Here is a 22,360-nt window from a genome sequence, read left to right on the forward strand (position 1 = left end):
CGGGCTGCGGGGGGTCTCGATACGCCCGCGAGCGGGCTACTCGACCAGCAGGCGGGAGACGGACGATGCCGCCTCCGCGAGGGGGAGACGGACGATGCCGCCTCCGCGGGTGCGGAGGCGGCATCGGGGCGGCGGGTCAGCTGCCGGTGGGCCAGTGGCGTTCGGGAGCGCCCATGTAGAGCTGCTGGGGGCGGCCGATCTTGGTCTGCTTGTCGATGTTCATCTCGCGCCAGTGGGCGATCCAGCCGGGCAGGCGTCCGATCGCGAAGAGCACGGTGAACATCCGCGTCGGGAAGCCCATCGCCTTATAGATGACGCCGGTGTAGAAGTCGACGTTCGGGTAGAGGCGGCGCTCCTTGAAGTAGTCGTCCTCGAGCGCGAGGGCCTCGAGCTCCATCGCGATGTCGAGCAGCGGATCCTTCACTCCGAGCGCCTGCAGCACCTCGGAGGCGCTCTCCTTGACGAGCTTGGCGCGCGGGTCGTAGTTCTTGTACACCCGGTGGCCGAAGCCCATCAGGCGCACGCCCTCCTCCTTGTTCTTCACCCGCTCGACGAAGGTCTGGACGCTCTCGCCCGATTCGCGGATGCGGCCGAGCATCGTCAGGACCGCCTCGTTCGCGCCGCCGTGCAGCGGGCCGAAGAGCGCGTTGATGCCGGCGGAGACGGAGGCGTAGAGGTTGGCCTCGGTCGAGCCGACCAGGCGCACCGTCGACGTGGAGGCGTTCTGCTCGTGGTCCTCGTGCAGGATCAGCAGGCGGTCGAGGGCCTTGGAGAGCACAGGGTCGACGTCGTACTTCTCGGCCATGGTGCCGAAGTTGAGGCGGAGGAAGTTGTCGACGAAGCTCAGCGAGTTGTCGGGGTAGAGGAAGGCCTGCCCGATGCTCTTCTTGTGCGCGTAGGCCGCCATGACGGGCAGCTTCGCGAGCAGACGGATCGTGGTGAGCTCGACCGCCTCCGGATCCTTCGGGTTCGAGCTGTCCTCGTAGTAGGTCGAGAGCGCCGAGACTCCGGCCGAGAGCACCGACATGGGGTGGGCGCTGTGCGGGAGCGCGTCGAAGAAGCGCTTGAGATCCTCGTGGAGCAGCGTGTGACGGCGGATGCGCTCGTCGAAGCCGGCGAGCTCGTCGGCGGTGGGCAGCTCGCCGTAGATGAGGAGCCACGCGACCTCGAGGTACGTCGCGTTCGTCGCGACCTCCTCGATCGGGTACCCGCGGTAGCGCAGGACGCCCTTGTCGCCGTCGATGTAGGTGATCTGCGACTTGGTCGCCGCGGTGTTCACGAAGCCGTAGTCGAGCGACATGAAGCCGGTCTGCTTCGTCAGGGTCGAGAAGTCGATGCTCGAGGCGCCGTCGACGCTGCGGAGGATCGGGAACTCGGCGGTGCGATCGCCGAAGGTGAGCGTGACCTTCTGGGGCTCGGCCTCGGCCGCAGCCGGCGCGCTCTCCGTGGCGGGCTCCGGTGCCTCCACCGTCGCGGTTCCGTCGCTCTGCGTGCCGGATTCGGTCACAACGCCTCCCAGGTCGTCACGGTCGCTCCCGGCAGCGCGCTCGCACGGAGCGGGCGGCGCCGGGTGTGTGGGCGGTGCAGCCGGCGCCGTTGTGTGGCGACATCGACCGAACCTCCTACAGCCTAAGGGCACAGCAGGGGACCTGCTGCACCGGCCAGTGGTCCCCGGCGCGGGTTGTGGGACTGCGACAGAAGCGGCCGACGGCCGTCGCTAGGAGAGGCCTGCGGACAGCCGGGACGCGGCCGCGTCGATCCGCTCGTCGGTCGCCGTCAGCGACAGGCGCACGTGCTCGGTGAAGTGGTCGCCGTAGAAGACGCCGGGTCCGGCGAGCACGCCGATCCGCGCGAGCCGCTCGATCGACTCCCACGCGGGCCGCCCCTCGGTGGCCCAGAGGTAGAGGCCCGCCTCGCTGCGGTCGATGCGGAAGCCGGCGGACTCGAGGGCGGGACGCAGCCGATCGCGGCGCGCTCGGTAGCGCTCCTTCTGCTCCGCCACGTGCGCGTCGTCGCCCAGGGCTGTGATCATCGCCTCCTGGAGCGGGCCCGGCACGATCATGCCGGCGTGCTTGCGGACGGTCACGAGGCGCGCGATGAGCAATGGGTCGCCCGCGACGAACGCGGCACGGTAGCCGGCGAGGTTCGACTGCTTGCTGAGCGAGTAGACGCCCAGGACTCCCTCGCGGCTCCCTCCGACCACCCGGGGGTCGAGGATGCTCGGGATCGACTCGTCGGCCCAGCGGCCCTCCCAGCCGAGCTCGGCGTAGCACTCGTCTCCGGCGATGACGGCGCCCAGCTCGCGAGCCCGCTCCACCGCGCGCGTCAGTGCCGGCACGTCGAGCACCGCGCCGTCGGGGTTGCCCGGCGAGTTCAGCCAGACGAGGCGGGTGGAGTCGGGCCACTCGGCCGGATCGTCCGAGGCGAGCACGGAGGCGCCGGCGATCGCCGCGCCCATCGCGTAGGTCGGGTAGGCGGCGCGGGGGTGGACCACCACGTCGCCCTCGCCGAGACCGAGCAGGAAGGGGAGCCAGGCGACGAGCTCCTTCGAGCCGATGGTGGGCAGGACCTCGTCGACGCCGATGCCCGGGACTCCGCGACGGCGGGCGAACCAGGCGGCGATCGCCTCGCGCAGGGCGGGCGTGCCGACCGTCGTCGGGTAGGAGTGCGCGTCCGTCGCCCGCGCGAGCGCCTCGCGGATCAGGGCGGGCGTGGTATCGACGGGCGAGCCGATCGAGAGATCGACGATGCCGTCGGGATGCGAGGACGCGAGCGCCGTCGCGGGACCCATCAGGTCCCAGGGGTAGTCGGGCAGGGCTCCGAGCGCCACCGGAGGGCCGCTCAGTGGCCCTGGGGCGGCAGCACCGCGATGACCGGGTGGTCCTTCGCGATCACGCCGATCTTGGCGGCTCCGCCCGGGGAGCCGATCTCGTCGAAGAACTCGACGTTCGCCTTGTAGTAGTCGGACCACTCCTCGGGGAGGTCGTCCTCGTAGTAGATCGCCTCGACGGGGCAGACCGGCTCGCAGGCACCGCAGTCGACGCACTCGTCGGGGTGGATGTAGAGCGAGCGCTCGCCTTCGTAGATGCAGTCGACCGGGCATTCGTCGATGCAGGCGCGGTCTTTGACATCGACGCACGGAAGTGCGATCACGTAGGTCACGGTCGTGGCGTCCCTTCGAACAGAGGCTTCTATCGTACGCGGAGCGACGGAGCGTCGAGTCCCGCCGGCTCCTTCGCGCGTGCGGGGACCGGCGGGGGCGTCGGGCGCAGGCGCGGCCAGGCGATCACGACCAGCGCGATCAGGCCGGGGGCGAAGGTCCACACGACGCCGAGGCCGTTCGCGGGGACCAGCACCGACCCTCCCGCACTGCGCAGCGCCAGGAGGCCGATGACCCCGAGGAGCCCCATCGCCGCGCAGAACGCGACGAAGCGGTCGATCATCACGAGGCGGAGCCCCAGGAGGAGGAGGAGCACCGCGGCGAGCGACGCCACCAACCCGAGCGGCAGGACTGCGTCGCCGACGACGACGGTGCTCTGGTGGGCGATGATGGTGATCGCTCCGACGACGGCGCCGACGAGCACCGAGAGCACGCCCGAGACGACGCGGGAGCGGAGGTCGGGCCGTTCCTCCGGAACGGGCGCGTCCGGCGACGCGGCGAGAGCGGGCGCCGGACGGAAGCGCTCCACGCGGCCGACGGGGAAGGCCGGGCCGCTGGAGAGCCGGGCCGACTCGCCCTCCACCACGATCTGCGTCGCGTGCGCCTGCAGTGCGGCGCGCTTGCGGGCGTAGTCCTCGTCGCCGAGCTCGATGACGACGTCGCCGTCCTCGGGAGGCGTCCCCTCGGGCAGGACCGCGAGGTAGCGGATCCCGAGCAGCTCGGCGGCTCGGCGCGCGACGATCGCCGCACGCACGTGATCGGGGTGGCCGTAGCCGCCCCCCGCGTCGTAGGACAGCACGACGCCCGCGCGGGTCTGCTGGAGGACGGCGACGAGATCGGCGATCTCCTCCTCCTCCGGAGCGGCCGTGAAGGCTGCGGGATGCACGGGCTCGAGCGGGACCGGCACGCGGCCGGGGCCCCACTGCATGCCGGAGTCGCGGTAGACGCGCGGTGCGGCGCCGCGCGCGCGGGCGTTCTCGGCTCCGAGGAAGCGGTGATCCGCGACTCCGAGGGCCGTCAGCGCCACGACGAGCTCGGTCGTGCGGTGCGAGGCGAGCTCGTCGGAGCCCTCGAGCGCCGCGAGGTCCTCGGGGATCACCTCTCCGCACTCGCCGCGCGTGGCGGTGACGACGGTGACCGCCGCTCCCTGCGCGACGAGGCGGGCGAGGGTGCCGCCCATGGTGAGGGTCTCGTCGTCGGGGTGCGCGTGGACCGCGACGACCCTCTCGTGCACTCCAGCTGGGCTCGCGTCCACACTCCACCTTCCGTCCGGCACGCGGATGCGCACCCGGCGCGCTTCTGGACAGGCGCTCGGGCGGCGCACTACAGTCGACTCCGGTAAGGCAAGGCTTACCGAAGGATGAGGCCCGGGGCGGGGGTCGTCCCGCCCCTCCCGCGATCGACCGAGAGAACACGCGTGCTCGCAAATTACCTCATCGGCCTCCGCGAAGGCCTCGAAGCCGGCCTCGTGGTCGGCATCCTCGTCGCGTACCTGACGAAGCTCGGGCGCCGCGACGTGCTGCCACGCCTGTGGACCGGCATCGCCGCGGCCGTCGCGATCTCGCTCGTGACCGGGGCGATCCTCACCTGGGGTCCGTACGGGCTGTCGTTCCAGGCGCAGGAGCTGCTCGGCGGCGGGCTGTCGATCCTGGCCGTCGGCCTCGTCACCTGGATGATCTTCTGGATGGGGGCGAACGCCCGGAGCCTCAAGGGCGAGCTGGAGTCGCGGCTCGACGCCGCCGTCGGCGGATCCGCCCTCGGGATCGTCGTGCTCGGCTTCGTGAGCGTCGGCCGCGAGGGGATCGAGACCGCCCTGTTCGTCTGGGCCAGCGTCTCCTCGAGCAGCGCCTCCTCCGGGGCGGAGGCCTGGACCGGCACGATCGGCGCCCTCCTGGGCATACTCTCGGCGGTCGTCATCGCGTACCTGATCTTCCGCGGCTTCGTCCGGATCGATCTCGGCCGGTTCTTCACCTGGACGGGCGGCTTCCTGATCGTAGTCGCGGCGGGCGTGCTCTCGTACGGCGTCGGAGACCTGCAGGAGGCGTCGCTCCTGCCCGGCTGGGGCGCCCCGCTGTTCAGCCTCGGTGCGGTGCTGCCGGCACCGATCTCCGCGATCCTCGGTGGGCTCTTCAACTACACGCCGGAGCCGACCGCGCTGCAGTTCACCGCCTGGCTCGCGTACCTCGTCGTCGTCGGCGCCCTCTTCGTCCGCCAGGTCCGGCTCCGCCGGCCGCGTCGGGGCAGCGCGGCCCCGGTCGCGACTCCCGCTCACACCTCCGTCTGATCCCGGCACCGCCGGTTCCACCCCCTACTCCAGGAGAACCATGCCCTCGCGCGCAGTCCCCCGCCGTTCCCCGCTCCCCCGCCTCGTCTCCGGCCTCGCCGGTGCCGGCGTCCTCGCGTTCGCGCTCTCCGGCTGCGTGCCGAACTCGGCCGCCTCCTCCTCGGCGGCGCTCGACGTCGCCATCAGCGACGAGGCCTGCGACGTCTCGGCCGCGACCGCCTCGGCCGGAGCGGTGACCTTCTCGCTCGCGAACGAGGGCACGGACGTCAACGAGTTCGAGATCCTCGCGGACGACAAGCTGCGGATCGTCGGCGAGAAGGAGAACGTGACGCCCGGGCAGACCGTGTCCTACGTCGCCCAGCTCGAGCCCGGCACGTACTACACGGCCTGCAAGTTCCAGCAGGTCGGCGCTCCCATCGGCCTGTCCGAGTTCACCGTCACCGGTGAGGCCACCGAGCAGTCCGCGGACGAGAAGGCGGCGACGGAGGCGGCCGTGACCAACTACGTCGCCTACGTGAAGTCGCAGGCTGGCGAGCTCCTCCCCGCTGTGCAGGCTTTCAGCGACGCCTACGTGGCCGGCGACGACGAGACGGCGCGCGGCCTCTTCGCGTCGACACGCGTCTTCTACGAGCGCATCGAGCCCACCGCGGAGGCGTTCGGCGACCTCGACCCGAAGATCGACTACCGCGAGGTCGACGCCGTCGCCGAGGGCCTGGACTGGACCGGCTTCCACCGCATCGAGAAGGACCTCTGGGTCCCGGCGCAGGACGCGCTCAACTCCGACGGCACGAGCGCCTACCTCGACTGGGCGCCGTCGACCCCGGAGCAGCGCGCCGAGTTCGGCCAGGGGCTCGTGGACGACGTGCAGAGCCTCTACGACCTCGTGAACGCCGACGACTTCACCGTCTCGGTCGGTGACATCTCGAACGGCGCCATCGGCCTGCTCGACGAGGTCGCCGCGGGCAAGATCACCGGCGAGGAGGACTGGTGGTCGGGAACCGACCTGATGGACTTCGCCGCCAACGTCCAGGGTGCGGAGGTCGCCTTCGGCAACGTCGAGCCGATCGCGACAGCCTCGGGCGACGAGGGCGCCGCCCTGACCGCCGACATCACGGAGCAGTTCACCGCTCTGGACGCGCTGCTCGCGCAGTACGGCTCGATCGACGCGGGCTTCGCGCCCTACTCCTCGGTTTCCGATGAGCAGAAGAAGGAGCTCTCGGACCAGGTGAACGCCCTCTCGGAGCCGCTGTCGCAGCTCACCCACACGGTGCTCGGCGTCGAGGAGCCCGCGGAGTAGATGGACGACGACCAGCAGGACACCGCGGCGGACGTCTCCCCCGACTCCGCCGCCCCCGTCGAGCAGACCCGCCGCCTCTCGCGGCGCGGGCTGCTCGGCCTCGTCTCGGCCGGAACCGCGGGGATCGCCGCGGGCGTCGGCGGGACCGTCGCGGTCGCCTCCGCGACGACCGCGAACGCCTCCGGCGCCTCGAACACGGTGCCGTTCTTCGGCGCGAACCAGGCCGGGATCACGACCGCGGCGCAGGACCGGCTGCACTTCGCCTCCTTCGATCTCGCGTCGGGCACCACGCGCGAGGACCTGATCGAGCTGCTGCAGGACTGGACGCTCGCCGCGTCGCGACTGACGCGCGGACTCGACGTCAGCGAGGAGGGCGCGGTCGGCGGACCCGACACCGCCCCTCCGGACGACACGGGCGAAGCCCTCGGGCTCGACGCCGCAGCGCTGACGATCACCTTCGGCTTCGGCCCCGGCGTGTTCACCGACGCGGACGGCGCCGACCGCTTCGGACTCGCGGCCCGTCGTCCGCCCGCGCTCGAGACGCTCCCCCGCTTCCGCGGCGACGCCCTCGTGCCGACGGCGAGCGGAGGCGACCTGTGCATCCAGGCCTGCGCGAACGACCCGCAGGTCGCGGTGCACGCGATCCGCAACCTCAGCCGCATCGCCTTCGGCCGGGCGTCGCTCCGCTGGTCCCAGCTCGGCTTCGGGCGGACGTCGTCGACGTCGACGGCGCAGGCCACTCCGCGCAACCTCTTCGGCTTCAAGGACGGCACGGCCAACGTGAAGTCGGAGGAGACGGACGCGGTCCAGGAGCACGTCTGGGTGCAGGAGTCGGACGGTCCCGACTGGCTCGTGGGCGGCAGCTACCTCGTGGCCCGCAAGGTCCGCATGATCATCGAGACCTGGGACCGGAGCCAGCTCGGCGAGCAGGAGCGGGTGATCGGGCGGAGCAAGGGCTCGGGCGCGCCGCTCTCGGGCGGGGACGAGTTCGCCGAGCCGGACTTCACGGCGACCGGAGCGACCGGGGCGCCGCTCGTCGACCGGGCGTCGCACGTGCGGCTCGCGCATCCGTCGGTCAACAACGGCGCGCGACTGCTGCGCCGCGGATACAACTTCGTCGACGGGAACGACGAGCTCGGGCGCCTGAACGCGGGGCTGTTCTTCCTGTCGTTCCAGCGGTCGCCGGAGCAGTTCATCACGGTGCAGCGCTCGCTCGCGGACGATGCGCTGAACGAGTACATCAAGCACGTGGGGTCGGCGCTGTTCGCGGTGCCGCCCGGGGTGCGGGGCGAGGGCGACTTCGTAGGGTCGGGGCTGTTCGGCTGAGCTGAGGGGGCCCCTCCCTGCTGATCGAGTAGGCCGCGAAACGGCCGTATCGAGATCCGGGGCTCCTGGAGCACGTGGGTCTCGATACGCCGCGAAGCGGCTACTCGACCAGCCAGGGAGGGGGAAGCAGAAGACCGGCCGGAGGCAACCTCCGACCGGTCTCGAGCCGAGCGGGCGCGCGGGGCGCCCGGCGGGATCAGCCCTGCTTCTTCAGACGGCTGGTCTGGCGGGCGCGCGCGTTGGCGTCGAGCTCGACCTTGCGGATGCGGACGATCTCGGGGGTGACCTCGACGCACTCGTCCTCGCGGGCGAACTCGAGGCACTCCTCGAGCGTCAGCTGGCGCGAGGGCGTCATCGACTCGAACGTGTCGGAGGTGGACTGACGCATGTTGGTCAGCTTCTTCTCCTTGGTGATGTTCACGTCCATGTCGTCGTTGCGCGAGTTCTCGCCGATGACCATGCCCTCGTAGACCTCCTCCGTGGGGTTCACGAAGAAGGTCATGCGCTCCTGGAGCGCGATGATCGCGAACGGAGTGACGACACCGGTGCGGTCGGCGACGATCGAGCCGTTGTTGCGGGTGACGATGGCGCCCGCCCACGGCTCGTAGCCGTGCAGGATCGCGTTCGCGATGCCGGTGCCGCGCGTGGTGGTGAGGAACTCGGTGCGGAAGCCGATCAGACCGCGCGAGGGGACGATGAACTCCATGCGGACCCAGCCGGTGCCGTGGTTCGCCATGTTCTCCATGCGGCCCTTGCGCGCGGCGAGGAGCTGCGTGATCGCGCCGAGGTACTCCTCCGGAGCGTCGATGGTCAGGTGCTCGAACGGCTCGTGCGTCTTGCCGTCGACCTGGCGGGTGACCACCTGGGGCTTGCCGACGGTGAGCTCGAAGCCCTCGCGGCGCATCTGCTCGACGAGGATCGCCAGCGCGAGCTCGCCTCGGCCCTGGACCTCCCACGAGTCGGGGCGGCCGATGTCGAGGACCTTGAGCGACACGTTTCCGATGAGCTCGCGGTCGAGGCGGTCCTTGACCATGCGCGCGGTGAGCTTGTGGCCCTTGACCTTGCCGACGAGCGGCGAGGTGTTGGTGCCGATGGTCATCGAGATCGCCGGGTCGTCGACCGTGATGGCCGGCAGCGGGCGGATGTCCTCCGGGTCGGCGATGGTCTCGCCGATGGTGATCTCGGGGAAGCCCGCGATCGCGACGATGTCGCCGGGGCCGGCGGACTCGGCCGGGTAGCGGTCGAGCGCCTTCGTGATCAGGAGCTCGGTGATGCGGGCGTTGGTGTGCGTGCCGTCGTGGTGCACCCAGGCGACTGTCTGGCCCTTCTTGATGTTGCCGTTGAAGACGCGCAGCAGCGCGAGGCGGCCGAGGAACGGCGAGGCGTCGAGGTTCGTGACGTGGGCCTGGAGGGGCGCCTCGTCGTCGAAGGTCGGCGCAGGGATGTGCTTGAGGATCGCCTCGAAGAGCGGCTCGAGATCCTCGGCGTCGGGCAGCGTGCCGTTCTCGGGCTTGTTGGAGGACGCGCGGCCCGCCTTGCCGGAGGCGTAGACGACGGGCACGTCGAGGATCGCGTCGAGGTCGAGGTCGGGGACGTCGTCCGCCATGTCGGAGGCGAGGCCGAGGAGGAGGTCCTGGCTCTCGGCGACGACCTCGTCGATGCGCGCATCCGGACGGTCGGTCTTGTTGACCAGGAGGATCACGGGCAGCTTGGCCTCGAGCGCCTTGCGGAGCACGAAGCGGGTCTGCGGGAGGGGGCCCTCGGACGCGTCGACGAGGAGGCAGACGCCGTCCACCATCGAGAGGCCGCGCTCGACCTCGCCGCCGAAGTCGGCGTGACCCGGGGTGTCGATCACGTTGATCGTGATGGGGCCCTCGGTCGCGTGCTTGCCGCGGTACGAGACCGCGGTGTTCTTCGCGAGGATCGTGATGCCCTTCTCGCGCTCGAGCTCGTTCGAGTCCATCGCGCGCTCGTCCACGTGGGCGTGCGCATCGAAGGAGTTCGTCTGCTTGAGCATGGCGTCGACCAAAGTGGTCTTGCCATGGTCGACGTGGGCGACGATCGCGACGTTGCGCAGGTCGGAGCGGGTGGCACTTGCCATGTGAACGGACTCGTCTCGTGTTCTCGTGCAGTAAGGGGGACCCTCCATCGTACCGCAGGCGCGCTCCGGAACGACGGAGGGCCCCGATCCGGCCCGATCACCCCGCGGGAAGCGGGATTCTCGGGCGCGGAACGGGGCCCTCGCGGCGGTGGATCAGACCGCGAACTCGATCCCGGCGCCGGGGATCGCCTCGAGCAACTCGCGGGTGTACTGCTGCTGCGGCGAGTCGAACACCGTGTCGGTCGGCGCGTGCTCGACGATGCGGCCCTTCTGCATCACGCAGACGTCGTCCGCGATGACGCGGACCACGGCGAGGTCGTGCGTGATGAACAGGTAGGTCAGCCCGAGCTCGGCCTGCAGATCGGCGAGCAGGCGGAGGATCTGCGCCTGCACGAGCACGTCGAGCGCCGAGACGGCCTCGTCGAGCACGACGATCTCGGGCTTGAGTGCCAGCGCCCGCGCGATGGCGACGCGCTGGCGCTGCCCGCCGGAGAGCTCGTTCGGGTAGCGGCCCGCGATGACGCGCGGGAGCGACACCTGGTCGAGCAGCTCGAAGACGCGCTCGCGCTGCGAGGCGCGATCGCCGACCTTGTGCACCCGGAGGGGCTCCGAGATCGTGTTGCCGATGTTGTGCAGCGGGTCGAGCGAGCCGTACGGGTCCTGGAACACCGGCTGCATCGAGCGGCGCAGCGCGAGCATCTCCTTGCCGCGGAGCTTCTCGGTGCGGCGACCGTCGATCGAGATGGCCCCCTTGGTGGCCGTCTCGAGGCCGAGCACGAGGCGCGCGATCGTCGACTTGCCCGAGCCCGACTCCCCGACGAGGGCGGTGGTGGTGCCCTTGGGGATCGAGAACGAGACGTCGTCGACGGCCGTGAAGTCCTCGGCCTTCAGCCCGCCGCGGCGGATCTTGAACACCTTGGTGAGGTTCTCGATCTCGATCATCGGCTTCGTCGTCGTGGGGGCTCCCGCGTGGGTGCCCGCCGCGCGGACGAGGTCGACCTCGGCGACGGCGGCGGACTCGCCGGGCACCGACTCCTTCGCGGCTCCGGCCGTCGACTGGATGCGGCGCGACGCGAGGCTCGGAGCCGCGGCGATCAGGCGCTGCGTGTAGGGGTGCTGCGGGTTCTGCAGCACCTCGACCGAGGCGCCGGACTCGACGATGCGGCCCTTGTACATCACGATGAGCTTCTCGGCGCGCTCGGCGGCGAGGCCCAGGTCGTGGGTGATGAAGAGCAGCGCGGTTCCGTCGGTCCTCGTCAGAGTCTCGAGGTGGTCGAGGATCCGCCGCTGCACCGTCACGTCGAGGGCCGAGGTCGGCTCGTCGGCGATGAGGAGCTGCGGGGCCGCGGCCAGGCCGATGCCGATCAGCACGCGCTGGCGCATGCCTCCGGAGAACTGGTGCGGGAACTGCTTCAGGCGCTTCTCGGCGTCGGCGAGGCCGGCGTTCTGCAGCACCTCGATCGCCTTGGCGCGCACCTCCTTGCGGCCGGTCGCGAGACCGTTCGCGCGGATGGTCTCCTCGACCTGGAAGCCGACCGACCACACCGGGTTCAGGTTCGACATCGGATCCTGCGGGACGTAGCCGATGCGGCGGCCGCGGATGTCCTCGAGCTCGGGCCGGGTCGCCTTCGCGAGGTCCTTCCCGTCGAAGAGCACGGAGCCGCCGGTCACCTTGCCGGAGCCGGGGAGCAGGCCGATGATCGCCGCGGCGGTCGTCGACTTGCCCGAGCCCGACTCCCCCACGATGGCGACGGTCTGGCCGTGCTCGATCGTGAGGCTGACGCCGCGCAGGGCGGGCACCAGGCCGCTGCCGGTCTGGAAGCCGACCTCGAGGTCGGTGACCTGGAGCAGCGGCCCCTTCGGAGTGGTCGAGTCGGTCATCGGAGGGCCCTCGCCTTCGGGTCGAGCGCGTCGCGCAGGGCCTCGCCCATGAGGATGAAGCTCAGCACGGTGATGGTCAGCGCGGCGGACGGGTAGATCAGCGTCTGCGGGTTGGTCCGCAGGTCGCGCTGGGCCTGGCTGATGTCGTTGCCCCACGACATCACGGAGCCGGGGAGGCCGACACCGAGGAACGACAGGGTCGCCTCCGCGGTGATGGCCGCACCGAGCGAGATCGTCGTGACGACGATGACGGGGGCGATGGAGTTGGGCATGACGTGGCGGAACAGGATCGCCATGCGGGACAGGCCCGTGGCGGTCGCGGCCCCGACGAAGTCCGACTGCTTCACCCGCAGCACCTCGGAGCGGAGGACGCGGGCCGTGGTCGGCCACGCGAACGCGCCGATCGCCAGGGCGATGACGAACACGTTCCGGTGCGCCGAGAAGACCGACATGATCACGACGGCGGCGAGGATGTAGGGGATCGAGAAGAAGATGTCGCCCGCGCGCATGATGACGGTGTCGACCCAGCCGCCGAAGAAGCCGGCGAGCGCGCCTCCGATGACACCCGTGATCGTGGTGATCAGGATGACGATGAGGCCCACCGTGAGCGAGGTCGACGTGCCGTGGATGATCCGGGCGTAGACGTCGCAGCCCTGCTTCGTGAAGCCCAGGACGCTGCCGTCGCCGGGGCCCTGGTTGCTGAAGCCGAGGTCGCACGCCCGCGGGTCGACGGAGGTGAAGAGGGTGGGGAGCAGCGCGACCGCGACGATCAGCACGATCATCGCGCCCGAGATCCAGAACATCGGTCGGCGGCGCAGGTCCTGCCAGGCGTCGGTCCACAGGTTGCTGGGCTTCTCGTCGAGCGAGACGGCGTCGACCGAGGCGATCGGCGTCTCCTCGAGCGGTGCCACGAAGTGATCGATGCGACGGGGGGCGTCGCGGTTCATCTCATTTGGCATAGCGGATCCTCGGGTCGAGTACGGCGTAGAGCAGGTCGACGAGGATGTTCACCACGAGGTAGAACAGCACCATGACCGTGACGAAGGAGACGACGGTCGGCCGCTCCCCTCGGATGATCGCCTGGTAGAGCGTGTTCCCGACTCCGGGAACGTTGAAGATGCCCTCGGTGACCGTCGCGCCGACGATCAGCAGGCCGAAGTCGGCGCCGAACTGGGTCGTCACCGGGATCAGCGAGTTGCGCAGGATGTGCACGGGCACGACGCGCTTGCGCGAGAGGCCCTTGCTGTAGGCGGTGCGGACGAAGTCGGAGCCGGCGGTCTCGATGACCGAGCCGCGCGTGAGGCGGATCGCGGAGGCGACCACGAAGAGCGCGAGCACGATGGCGGGCAGCAGGAGCCGCTCGAACGTCGGCGACCCGCCGACCGTGGGCGAGAACCAGCCCAGCTGCACGGCGAAGAAGGACTGCGCGATGAAGCACAGGACGAAGATCGGCACCGACACGAGCAGGAGGCTGACGACGAGCGCGCTGGCGTCGAAGAACGAGCCCTTCCGCAGTCCGCTGATCAGGCCGATCGTGAGAGCGACGACGATCTCGATGATGATCGCCATCATGGCGAGGGTGAGCGTGACCGGGAACGTGCGGGCGAGGATGTCGTTCACCGACTGCCCGGAGAAGGAGATGCCGAAGTCGCCGCGGACGACGCCGCCGAGGTAGTAGAGGTACTGCACGATGAACGGCTCGTTCAGGTGGTACTGCTCCTCGAGGCGCGCGAGGAGCGCGGCGTTCGGGGTCTTGTCGCCGAAGAGGGCGAGGAGGGGGTTCCCCGGCATGGCGAAGACCATGAAGTAGATCAGGAAGGTCGTCCCGATCAGGACGGGGACGGCTTGCAGGATGCGTCGGACGATGTAGGCGAGCACGTCAGCCCTGCCTGTTCCGGTGTCGCATGGTGGACCTCATTCGATCGTGACCGAACAAGGCGCTCCGCCCGTGGGAACGGTCGTGCCGTCCCCACGGGCGAAGCGCCCGTCGTGTCTGATGTCAGCTCTTGGTGATCTGGTAGAACAGCGGAACCGAGTTCCACCCGAACTCTACGTCGGAGACGGTCTCGCTGTAGCCGCCGGTCACGTTGGCGTACCAGAGCGGGATCGAGGGCAGGTCCTGGAGCAGGACCTCCTGAGCCTTCTGGTAGTCCTCGTTCGCGGTCGCGAGGTCGGTCTCGGCCGAGCCGTCGGCCAGGAGCTGGTCGAACTCGGGGTTCGAGTAGTCACCGTCGTTCGACGAGGCGTTGGTCGCGTACAGCGGGCCCAGGAAGTTGTACAGACCCGGGTAGTCGGCCTGCCATCCGGTGCGGAACGCGGTCTCGATCGAACGGTCGACGATCTTGGTGCGCGCCTCGGCGAAGGTCGGGTAGGCCTCGCCCACCGCGTCGATGCCGAGCGTGTTCTTGACCGCGTTCGACACGGCGTCGACCCAGCCCTGGTGGCCGCCGTCGGCGTTGTAGGCGATCGAGAAGGTGCCCGTCCACGGGGAGATCGCGTCGGCCTCGGCCCACAGCTTCTTCGCCTCGTCGGGGTTGTACTCGAGCACCTCGGCGCCCTCGAGGGAGTCGCTCCAGCCGTCGATCACCGGGGAGGTGAAGTCGGAGGCGGGGGTGCGGGTGCCCTCGAAGATGACGTCGGTGATCTGCTCGCGGTCGAAGGCCATGGAGATGGCCTGACGGCGCAGCTTGCCCTCTTCACCGCTGAAGTGCTCGAGGCGCTCCGGGATCGTGAAGGACTGGAAGACGGCGGAGGCCTGGTTGACCGCGCGGTCGCCGAGGTCGCTCTCGAAGGTGCCGAACGCGGAGTCCGGGATCTGGTCGATCACGTCGACGTTGCCGGCGAGCAGGTCGGCGTACGACGCGTCCTGGGTCGCGTAGAACGTGATGGTGATGCCGCCGTTGACCGGGACGCGGGGTCCGTCGTAGTCGGGGTTCACGACCAGGTCGATCTGGACGTCGTGCTGCCACGCGCCCTCGCCGTCGAGCATGTACGGGCCGTTGCCGATCGGGTTCTCACCGAAGGCGTCCATGTCGTCGTAGGCGACGCTGGGCAGCGGGTAGTAGGCCGAGTAGCCCAGACGCTGCGGGAAGTCCGACTTGGGAGCCGTGAGCGCGACGGTGAACGTCGTGTCGTCGACGACCTTCAGGCCGGTCAGCTCGGTGTCCTCGTCGTAGCTGAAGCCCTCGATGTCCTCGAAGAAGTAGCTCTGGAGCTGCTCGTTGGAGTACTTCGCGCCGTAGTTCCAGGCGTCGACGAACGACTGGGCCGTGATCTCCTCACCGTTGGTGAAGGTGCGGCCCGACTCGATCGTGATGGTGTAGTTCTGCGCGTCGTCCGACTCGACCGACTCGGCCAGGTCGGGCTGCGCCGCGCCCTCGGCGTCGTAGTAGTAGAGACCGGCGAAGATCTCGTCGAGGATCTTGCCGCCGCCCACCTCGTTGGTGTTGGTCGGGACCAGCGGGTTCTGCGGCTCGGAGCCGTTGGTGAGGATGATCGCGGCGGAGTCTCCGGCCGCATCTCCCCCGCCGTCGTCGTTCGAGCTGCTGCAGCCGGCGAGGACCAGGGTGCTCGCGGCGACGAGCGCCAGAGCTCCGAGGCCGAAACGTCTGATTTTCACTATTCCTCCAGTGGTGTGAGGGCGCACGGGAAGTGATTTCCCGGATGCTGTGGTGGCCGCGCGCGTAGCGACGGCGTCGGCGCACGGGAGACTGTTGGCCCCCGCGCTAGTGCCATCGACGAGACTATGTATCGGCTCGCTATCTGCACAAAAGCATGTGGAAACCGTTACACAGCGGTAACCGGGAGGTGGAATCCTTGCGCCTTTCCGCACGAAACCTGCGTGATGGACCGTCCCCACGCAATGCATCGATTCAGAGGAGGCCCACGCAGTGTCCACCGCGCTGACAGGATCCATGCAGCCACGAGGGCGGATCGGGATCGAGATCCTGCTCGTCCTGGGGCTCTCGCTCGGCGCCTCCGCGATCTACTCCGTCGTGTCGATCACCAACCGTCTCACCCGAGACGTCGCGCTGTCGGAGCAGACGGCGACGCTGAACGGAGCGCTCAGCGACCGCCCCGCGTTCGATCTGGTCTACCAGCTGCTCGCGCTGTTCTTCGACCTGGTGCCGGTGGCGCTCTGCGCATTCCTGCTCTGGCAGAGCACCGGACGGCCGCTGGGGCGGCTGGGACTGGATCTGCGGCACCCTCTGCGCGATCTCGGCACCGGGACCGTGCTCGCGATCGCGATCGGCGCCCCGGGGATCGCGCTCTACGCCCTGGGTCGAGCTCTGGGCGTGACGGTGGCGGTCGTCGCCTCGCCGCTGGACGCGTACTGGTGGACCGTGCCCGTGCTGATCCTCTCGGCGATCCGGGCGGGGATCCAGGAGGAGGTGATCGTGGTCGGCTACCTCTTCGCGCGGCTGGGCGACCTCGGTTGGGGACGGTGGCGGATCCTGTTCGCCAGCGCGCTGCTGCGGGGCAGCTACCACCTGTACCAGGGCATCGGGCCGTTCCTCGGCAACGTGATCATGGGCGTGGTGTTCGGACTGTTCTACCAGCGGTTCGGGCGGACGCTGCCCCTGGTGATCGCGCACTCGATCATCGACATCGTGTCGTTCGTGGGGTACCCGCTGGCGGTGGCGCTCTGGCCGGAGCTGTTCGCGGCGCCGGAGCCCGCTTCCTAGCTGGAGCCCGTACGCAACCGAGGTTCAGAGCGTGGGAGGCAGGGTCTGACCGTCTTCTGCCGCGGATCGACCTCGGTTACCGACGCTCACCGTGCTGCCGACCGGACCAGAGGTGCTCCTTGCGCTGGACGAGACCCCTGATGACGTCTTCGGTCCGCTCCCACGAGGCGATGATCTGACGGGTCGAGAGCCGGATGCAGAGGTACCCCTGAGCCGCCAGCTCGAGGCTCCGCCGGTAGTCCTCCTCGAGCTGGTGGGAGCCGGAGTGGAATGCACGGCCATCGGGCTCGAACACGAGCCGCTCCCCCAGAAGGACGTCGACCCGCCCCACTCGGGGGATCGGCACCTGCGACCTCACGCGGACGCCCAACCGGCGACCGCATCGGCGCACCCTCGTCTCCAGACCGGACTGGGACAAGGGGTCCACCTCGTCGAACACCCACTGCTTGCCGGTGGGAGCGAGACCGCGCAGTGCGAGGAGATCATCGAGCGCGATCGCGCCCGAGTTCACGGCGCTGTCGAACGTCATGAGGGCGTTCTCGCCGTCGACGCAGGCGAGCAGATGGAGCAGGGAGGAGCGGAGGCCGTCGAGCGACGACGTCTCAGGACCGCATCCCTCCCACGCGCGCCAATGCAGCACCGTGCCGTCGCCTGCTCGGCGCTCTGAGGAGTGGGGCGGGACGGCGACGTGCAGTCGGCCCGTCTCGAGCACCCAGAGGCCGCGAGCGTCCAGGCCCGAAGCGCAGCTGAGAACGCCGCCGGCTGCGACGGCGCGGCGCTGGTCGAGCGGAACGGCGGGAAGCGCGAACCATCCGCGTCTCAGCCGAAGGACGGCTCCGGAGTCGACCGCCGCTCGAAGATCGCGCGCCGTGACTCCGGCGCGAGCGAGCTGCGCCGTCGTCGCGACTCCGTCGAGTCCTGCCAGGACATGCATGAGGCGTTCCACGGCATCACGATCGCCGGATGCGCACTCACCTGAGCACGTTCAGCGACGATCCGTGGACTGCACGCCGCGGCGACCTCATGGGGAGGACCGTCCGTGTTCGCAATCGAGGGTGGACGAGGCGGAAGACGGGCAGAACGCCCCGCTCCCGCATTTCAGCCTCGGTTGCGGACACGCACCTGCCGGCCGATCAGGCGAAGGCCTCGATCGGCGGGCAAGCGCAGACCAGATTGCGGTCGCCGAAGGCCTGGTCGACGCGGCGGACCGGCGGCCAGTACTTGCCGCGCACGAGCGAGCGGACGGGGTAGACCGCCTCCTCGCGCGAGTACGGGTGCGTCCACTCGCCCGTGACGAGGCACTCCGCGGTGTGCGGGGCGTTGCGCAGCGGGTTGTCGTCCACCGGCCACTCCCCCGCGCCGACGCGGTCGGCCTCGGCCTTGATGCCGATCATCGCGTCGATGAAGCGGTCGATCTCGGCGAGGTCCTCGCTCTCGGTCGGCTCGACCATCAGCGTCCCCGCGACAGGGAAGCTCATGGTGGGGGCGTGGAAGCCGTAGTCGACGAGGCGCTTCGCGACGTCGTCCACGGTCACTCCGGTCGCCGCGGTGAGCGGGCGGATGTCGAGGATGCATTCGTGCGCGACCAGGCCGTTCTCGCCCGTGTAGAGCACCGGGAAGTGCTCGCGCAGGCGCGCGGCGACGTAGTTGGCCGAGAGCACGGCGGCGCCGGTCGCAGCGCGCAGGCCGTCCTCGCCCATCATCCGGGCGTAGGCCCACGAGATCGGGAGGATGCCCGGGCTGCCGTAGGGCGCGGCCGAGACCGGGACGCCGCCGTGCACGACGGTCTCGCCGTGCTGGCCGATCGCGTGCTCGAGGCGCTGCGCGAGCGGGTGCCCGGGCAGGAACGGAGCGAGGTGTGCCTTGGCCGCGACGGGTCCCACTCCGGGACCGCCGCCGCCGTGCGGGATGCAGAACGTCTTGTGCAGGTTGAGGTGCGAGACGTCTCCGCCGAAGTCGCCGAACCGCGCGAAGCCCAGCAGCGCGTTGAGGTTGGCCCCGTCGACGTAGACCTGCCCGCCGGCCTCGTGCACGAGTCGGCAGATCTCGGAGACCTCGTGCTCGTAGACGCCGTGCGTCGACGGGTACGTGATCATGAGCGCCGCGAGGTCCGCCGCGTGCGCGGCGATCTTCGCGCGCAGGTCGTCGAGGTCGACGTTGCCCAGCTCGTCGCACGCGACGACGACGACGCGCATGCCCGCGAGCACCGCGCTCGCCGCGTTGGTGCCGTGCGCGCTCGAGGGGATGAGGCACACGGTGCGCTCGAGGTCGCCCTGCGCGCGGTGGTAGCCGCGGATCGCGAGCAGGCCCGCGAGCTCGCCCTGCGAGCCCGCGTTGGGCTGCAGCGAGACGGAGTCGTAGCCGGTGAGGTGCGCGAGCCAGCGCTCGAGCTGATCGATCAGCGCGAGCGAGCCCTGCACGTCGGCCTCGGGGGCGAACGGGTGCAGGTTCGCGAACTCGGGCCAGCTGACCGCCTCCATCTCGGCGGCGGCGTTGAGCTTCATGGTGCACGAGCCGAGCGGGATCATGCCGCGGTCCAGAGCGTAGTCGGCGTCGGCGAGGCGCTTGAGGTAGCGCATCATCGACGTCTCGCTGCGGTGGGTGTTGAAGACCGGGTGCACGAGGAACGGGGTGGCGCGCTCGAGCGCGACGGGGATCGAGCGCGCGGATGCGGCGAGGAAGCCGTGCGCCGAGTCGAGGTCGCCGATCGCGACCGCGAGTGCGACGACCTCGGCGGTCGTCACGGTCTCGTCGAGCGCGACGGCCACCGTGTCGGCGTCGACGAGGCGCAGGTCGAAGCCCGCCTCGCGTGCCCGGGCGACCGCCGCCTCCGCGCCCTGCGGGACGACGACCGAGACGGTGTCGAAGAAGTCGGCGTGGCGGAGGGAGTGACCGCGGTCGAGCAGGAGCCGCGCGAGCAGAGCGGCCCGCGAGTGCACCTGCTCCGCGATCCGGGCGAGGCCGTCGGGGCCGTGGTAGACGGCGTACATCGCGGCCATGACGGCCAGGAGGACCTGCGCCGTGCAGATGTTCGAGGTCGCCTTCTCGCGGCGGATGTGCTGCTCGCGGGCCTGGAGGGACAGGCGGTAGGCGGGGTGCCCGTCCGCGTCCTGGCTGACTCCGACGAGACGGCCGGGCAGCTGGCGCTCGAGGCCCTTGCGGACGGCGAGGTACCCGGCGTGCGGTCCGCCGAAGCCCATCGGGACGCCGAAGCGCTGCGAGGTGCCGACCGCGACGTCCGCCCCGAGCTCGCCCGGCGAGCGGACGAGGGTGAGGGCGAGCAGGTCGGCGGCGACGACTCCGAGGCCGCCGTGGGCCTTCACCGCGGCGAGCACCGCGGAGGGGTCCCAGAGGTGGCCGGAGGCGCCGGGGTACTGCACGAGGGCGCCGAAGCACTCGGGGATGTCGGCGGCGGACGTCCGCGAGAGCGGCAGCTCCACGACGCGGATGCCCACCGCCTCCGCCCGACCGCGCAGCAGCGCCAGGGTCTGCGGCAGCGCGTCGGAGTCGACGACGAAGACGTCGGAGCGGGCCTTGGAGGCGCGACGCGTCAGCAGCATCGCCTCGACGACGGCGGTGCCCTCGTCGAGCATCGAGGCTCCGGCCGTGTCGAGACCCGTGAGGTCCGAGACCATGGTCTGGAAGTTGATCAGCGCCTCGAGCCGACCCTGGGCGATCTCGGGCTGGTAGGGCGTGTAGGCCGTGTACCAGCTCGGGTTCTCGAGGACGTTCCGCTTGATGACGGCCGGCGTGAGCGTGCCGTGGTAGCCGAGGCCGATCAGCGGGCGGCGCACGGTGTTGCGGGCCGCGAGGGCGCGCAGCTCGGCGAGCGCCTCGGTCTCGGTCGCGGGCTCCGGCAGAACGGGGGCCAGGTCGCGGACGCGGATCGACTCGGGGACGGCGGCGGTGACCAGCGCCTCGACGGAGTCGTAGCCGAGGGCGGCCAGCATGGTCCGCTGAGCGTCGGCGTCGGTCCCGATGTGGCGGGACTCGAACTCGGAGGGGGTGCGGGGGGTCGACATCTACTCTCCGACCAGCTCGCCGTACGCCGCGGCGTCGAGCAGGCCGTCGGGCAGCGCGTCGAAGCGCACCTTGATCAGCCAGCCCTCGCCGAACGGGTCGGAGTTGACCAGCTCGGGGCTGTCGACGACGCCGGAGTTGACCTCGAGCACCTCGCCGTCGACCGGCGCGAACAGCTCGCCGACGGACTTGGTCGACTCGATCTCGCCGACGACGCTGCCGCCCTCGACGCGGGAGCCCGCGTCGGGCAGCTCGACGAAGACGACGTCGCCCAGCTTGTCGGCGGCGTAGGCCGTGATGCCCACCGTTGCGACGTCACCGTCGACGGCGATCCACTCGTGATCGGAGGTGTACTGCAGGTCGGAGGGGACGGCCATGTCAGATCTTCTTTCTGGAGTAGAAGGGGAGGGCGGTGACGGTCATGGGAAGACGGCTGCCGCGGATGTCGACGGCGACGACGGTGCCGGGCTGCGCCTGCGCGGGGGCCACGTAGGCCATGGCCACGGGGACGCCGAGCGTGGGCGAGAGGACGCCGCTGGTGACGACTCCGATCTCGTCGCCGCTCTCGGAGAAGACGGGGTAGTCGGCGCGGGCGGCCCGGCGGCCCTCGCCGACGAGGCCGACGAGCACGGGAGCGTCGCCGGCGGGGCCCTCCTCGCTGGCGGCGCGGCCGACGAAGTCGATCGGCTTGCCGAAGGCGACGACGCGGCCGAGGCCGGCCTGCGCGGGGAAGATCTCACGGGAGAGCTCGTGGCCGTAGAGCGGCATGCCCGCCTCGAGGCGCAGCGTGTCGCGCGCGGCGAGTCCGGCCGGCACGAGGCCCGCTCCGGCGCCCGTCTCGGCGAGCGCCTCCCACAGGGCGGGGGCGGTGTCGGGGGCGACGTAGATCTCGAAGCCGTCCTCGCCGGTGTACCCGGTGCGGGCGATGAGGATCGGATGCGCCTCGAAGGTCGCGGGCACCGCGCGGTAGTAGCGCAGCTCCTCGAGAAGGCGAGCGGCGTCGTCGGTGTCGAGCACCGACTCCGCTCCCCGCTCGGTCTCGACGGCGAGGCCCTGCACGTTCTGCAGGATCTCGAGCGACTTCGGGCCCTGGATCGCGATCAGGGCGACGTCGTCGCTCTCGTCGAACAGCTCGCAGTCGAACATGGCCGTGCGGTCGCGCAGCTGCTCGGCGACCACGTGCCGGTTGGAGGCGTTCGCGACGACCATGAAGCGGTCCTCGCCGGTGCGGTAGACGACGAGGTCGTCGATCACTCCGCCGGTGCGGTCGAGCAGGAGCGTGTACTTCGCCCGGCCGACCGCGACGGCGCTCAGGTCGCTCGCGAGCGCGTAGTCCAGGGCGTCCACCGCCTCGGGGCCGACGACCAGGATCTCGCCCATGTGGGAGAGGTCGAAGAGGCCGGCGGCGGTGCGCACCGCGTGGTGCTCGGCGAGATCGCCGGAGTAGCGCACCGGCATCCACCAGCCGGCGAAGTCGGTGAAGGAGGCGCCGGCCGCCACGTGCACGTCGTGCAGCGGGGAGCGGCGCGACTCGGGGGTCTCGGCGGGAAGGGTCGTTCGGGTCTCGGACATGAGTTCTCCAATTCGTCGCAGTGCTGCGCACGCG

Annotated in this window: 17 protein-coding genes; 4 read left to right on the plus strand and 13 right to left on the minus strand. The window is 70.4% G+C overall.

What is annotated here, in order from left to right:
- Nucleotides 1-136: 136 nt before the first annotated feature.
- The 4 genes from LRG51_RS04640 to LRG51_RS04655 all read right to left on the minus strand — a co-directional run bounded on the left by LRG51_RS04640 (nucleotide 137) and on the right by LRG51_RS04655 (nucleotide 4,415).
- Complete coding sequence (locus LRG51_RS04640) at nucleotides 137-1,468, minus strand: citrate synthase (protein ID WP_082481113.1); 1,332 nt, start codon at nucleotides 1,466-1,468, stop codon at nucleotides 137-139.
- A gap of 249 nt (nucleotides 1,469-1,717) precedes the next feature.
- Nucleotides 1,718-2,830, minus strand: coding sequence for a succinyldiaminopimelate transaminase (gene dapC / locus LRG51_RS04645; RefSeq protein WP_268966561.1), 1,113 nt, complete (start codon nucleotides 2,828-2,830; stop codon nucleotides 1,718-1,720).
- Nucleotides 2,831-2,841: 11 nt separating this feature from the next.
- Nucleotides 2,842-3,162: a ferredoxin gene (fdxA, locus tag LRG51_RS04650; RefSeq protein ID WP_055788519.1), complete on the minus strand. Its 321-nt coding sequence runs from the start codon at nucleotides 3,160-3,162 to the stop codon at nucleotides 2,842-2,844.
- Between the two features lie 29 nt (nucleotides 3,163-3,191).
- Nucleotides 3,192-4,415, minus strand: coding sequence for a PIG-L family deacetylase (locus LRG51_RS04655; protein ID WP_230671409.1), 1,224 nt, complete (start codon nucleotides 4,413-4,415; stop codon nucleotides 3,192-3,194).
- Nucleotides 4,416-4,577: 162 nt separating this feature from the next.
- Here LRG51_RS04655 and efeU point away from each other — a divergent pair, with 162 nt between their 5' ends.
- The 3 genes from efeU to efeB are packed head-to-tail and all read left to right on the plus strand — an operon-like array spanning nucleotide 4,578 to nucleotide 8,067.
- Nucleotides 4,578-5,444 (plus strand): iron uptake transporter permease EfeU, encoded by an 867-nt coding sequence (gene efeU, locus LRG51_RS04660; RefSeq protein ID WP_055788513.1) that lies wholly within the window; start codon nucleotides 4,578-4,580, stop codon nucleotides 5,442-5,444.
- 40 nt (nucleotides 5,445-5,484) lie between these two features.
- Complete coding sequence (gene efeO, locus LRG51_RS04665; protein WP_230671411.1) at nucleotides 5,485-6,741, plus strand: iron uptake system protein EfeO; 1,257 nt, start codon at nucleotides 5,485-5,487, stop codon at nucleotides 6,739-6,741.
- Entirely contained in the window at nucleotides 6,742-8,067 is a 1,326-nt protein-coding gene (gene efeB, locus LRG51_RS04670; protein WP_230671413.1) for an iron uptake transporter deferrochelatase/peroxidase subunit, read from the plus strand.
- Between the two features lie 196 nt (nucleotides 8,068-8,263).
- On the opposite strand, the gene typA is transcribed toward efeB, so the two are convergent.
- The 5 genes from typA to LRG51_RS04695 all read right to left on the minus strand — a co-directional run bounded on the left by typA (nucleotide 8,264) and on the right by LRG51_RS04695 (nucleotide 15,668).
- Nucleotides 8,264-10,168 (minus strand): translational GTPase TypA, encoded by a 1,905-nt coding sequence (gene typA, locus LRG51_RS04675; protein WP_055788504.1) that lies wholly within the window; start codon nucleotides 10,166-10,168, stop codon nucleotides 8,264-8,266.
- Between the two features lie 153 nt (nucleotides 10,169-10,321).
- A complete protein-coding gene (locus tag LRG51_RS04680; protein WP_107574895.1) occupies nucleotides 10,322-12,049 on the minus strand; it encodes a dipeptide ABC transporter ATP-binding protein in 1,728 nt (575 codons plus the stop codon).
- Nucleotides 12,046-13,008 carry an ABC transporter permease gene (locus LRG51_RS04685; RefSeq protein WP_055788497.1) on the minus strand — a complete coding sequence of 321 codons (963 nt, stop codon included), beginning with the start codon at nucleotides 13,006-13,008 and terminating at the stop codon, nucleotides 12,046-12,048. The genes LRG51_RS04680 and LRG51_RS04685 overlap by 4 nt, the downstream gene beginning before the upstream one ends.
- The gene (locus tag LRG51_RS04690) at nucleotides 12,998-13,927 is read right to left on the minus strand and encodes an ABC transporter permease (RefSeq protein WP_055788494.1); all 930 of its coding nucleotides are present in this window, start codon (nucleotides 13,925-13,927) and stop codon (nucleotides 12,998-13,000) included. The genes LRG51_RS04685 and LRG51_RS04690 overlap by 11 nt, the downstream gene beginning before the upstream one ends.
- Before the next feature lie 121 nt (nucleotides 13,928-14,048).
- On the minus strand, nucleotides 14,049-15,668 hold the full coding sequence (locus LRG51_RS04695) for a peptide ABC transporter substrate-binding protein (protein ID WP_055788491.1): 1,620 nt from the start codon (nucleotides 15,666-15,668) through the stop codon (nucleotides 14,049-14,051).
- A gap of 295 nt (nucleotides 15,669-15,963) precedes the next feature.
- Here LRG51_RS04695 and LRG51_RS04700 point away from each other — a divergent pair, with 295 nt between their 5' ends.
- On the plus strand, nucleotides 15,964-16,734 hold the full coding sequence (locus tag LRG51_RS04700; RefSeq protein ID WP_230671415.1) for a CPBP family intramembrane glutamic endopeptidase: 771 nt from the start codon (nucleotides 15,964-15,966) through the stop codon (nucleotides 16,732-16,734).
- Nucleotides 16,735-16,810: 76 nt separating this feature from the next.
- On the opposite strand, the gene LRG51_RS04705 is transcribed toward LRG51_RS04700, so the two are convergent.
- The 4 genes from LRG51_RS04705 to gcvT all read right to left on the minus strand — a co-directional run bounded on the left by LRG51_RS04705 (nucleotide 16,811) and on the right by gcvT (nucleotide 22,326).
- Entirely contained in the window at nucleotides 16,811-17,668 is an 858-nt protein-coding gene (locus tag LRG51_RS04705; protein WP_230671417.1) for a type IV toxin-antitoxin system AbiEi family antitoxin domain-containing protein, read from the minus strand.
- Nucleotides 17,669-17,867: 199 nt separating this feature from the next.
- Nucleotides 17,868-20,756, minus strand: coding sequence for an aminomethyl-transferring glycine dehydrogenase (gene gcvP / locus LRG51_RS04710; RefSeq protein ID WP_230671419.1), 2,889 nt, complete (start codon nucleotides 20,754-20,756; stop codon nucleotides 17,868-17,870).
- The gene (gcvH, locus tag LRG51_RS04715) at nucleotides 20,757-21,131 is read right to left on the minus strand and encodes a glycine cleavage system protein GcvH (RefSeq protein ID WP_055788475.1); all 375 of its coding nucleotides are present in this window, start codon (nucleotides 21,129-21,131) and stop codon (nucleotides 20,757-20,759) included.
- Nucleotide 21,132: 1 nt separating this feature from the next.
- Nucleotides 21,133-22,326, minus strand: coding sequence for a glycine cleavage system aminomethyltransferase GcvT (gcvT, locus tag LRG51_RS04720; protein WP_230671421.1), 1,194 nt, complete (start codon nucleotides 22,324-22,326; stop codon nucleotides 21,133-21,135).
- Nucleotides 22,327-22,360: the final 34 nt, after the last annotated feature.

It is taken from the genome of Rathayibacter sp. Leaf248, from assembly GCF_920939495.1.
GTDB classification, from domain to species: Bacteria; Actinomycetota; Actinomycetes; order Actinomycetales; family Microbacteriaceae; genus Rathayibacter; species Rathayibacter caricis.

What these genes read in the sequence shown, in the direction of transcription:
- efeO (WP_230671411.1), top strand. Translation starts at nt 5,485, where the DNA reads ATGCCCTCGCGCGCAGTCCCCCGCCGTTCCCCGCTCCCCCGCCTCGTC.
- efeB (WP_230671413.1), top strand. Translation starts at nt 6,742, where the DNA reads ATGGACGACGACCAGCAGGACACCGCGGCGGACGTCTCCCCCGACTCC.
- typA (WP_055788504.1), bottom strand. Translation starts at nt 10,168, where the DNA reads ATGGCAAGTGCCACCCGCTCCGACCTGCGCAACGTCGCGATCGTCGCC.
- LRG51_RS04680 (WP_107574895.1), bottom strand. Translation starts at nt 12,049, where the DNA reads ATGACCGACTCGACCACTCCGAAGGGGCCGCTGCTCCAGGTCACCGAC.
- LRG51_RS04685 (WP_055788497.1), bottom strand. Translation starts at nt 13,008, where the DNA reads ATGCCAAATGAGATGAACCGCGACGCCCCCCGTCGCATCGATCACTTC.
- LRG51_RS04700 (WP_230671415.1), top strand. Translation starts at nt 15,964, where the DNA reads ATGCAGCCACGAGGGCGGATCGGGATCGAGATCCTGCTCGTCCTGGGG.
- LRG51_RS04705 (WP_230671417.1), bottom strand. Translation starts at nt 17,668, where the DNA reads ATGCATGTCCTGGCAGGACTCGACGGAGTCGCGACGACGGCGCAGCTC.
- gcvP (WP_230671419.1), bottom strand. Translation starts at nt 20,756, where the DNA reads ATGTCGACCCCCCGCACCCCCTCCGAGTTCGAGTCCCGCCACATCGGG.
- gcvH (WP_055788475.1), bottom strand. Translation starts at nt 21,131, where the DNA reads ATGGCCGTCCCCTCCGACCTGCAGTACACCTCCGATCACGAGTGGATC.
- gcvT (WP_230671421.1), bottom strand. Translation starts at nt 22,326, where the DNA reads ATGTCCGAGACCCGAACGACCCTTCCCGCCGAGACCCCCGAGTCGCGC.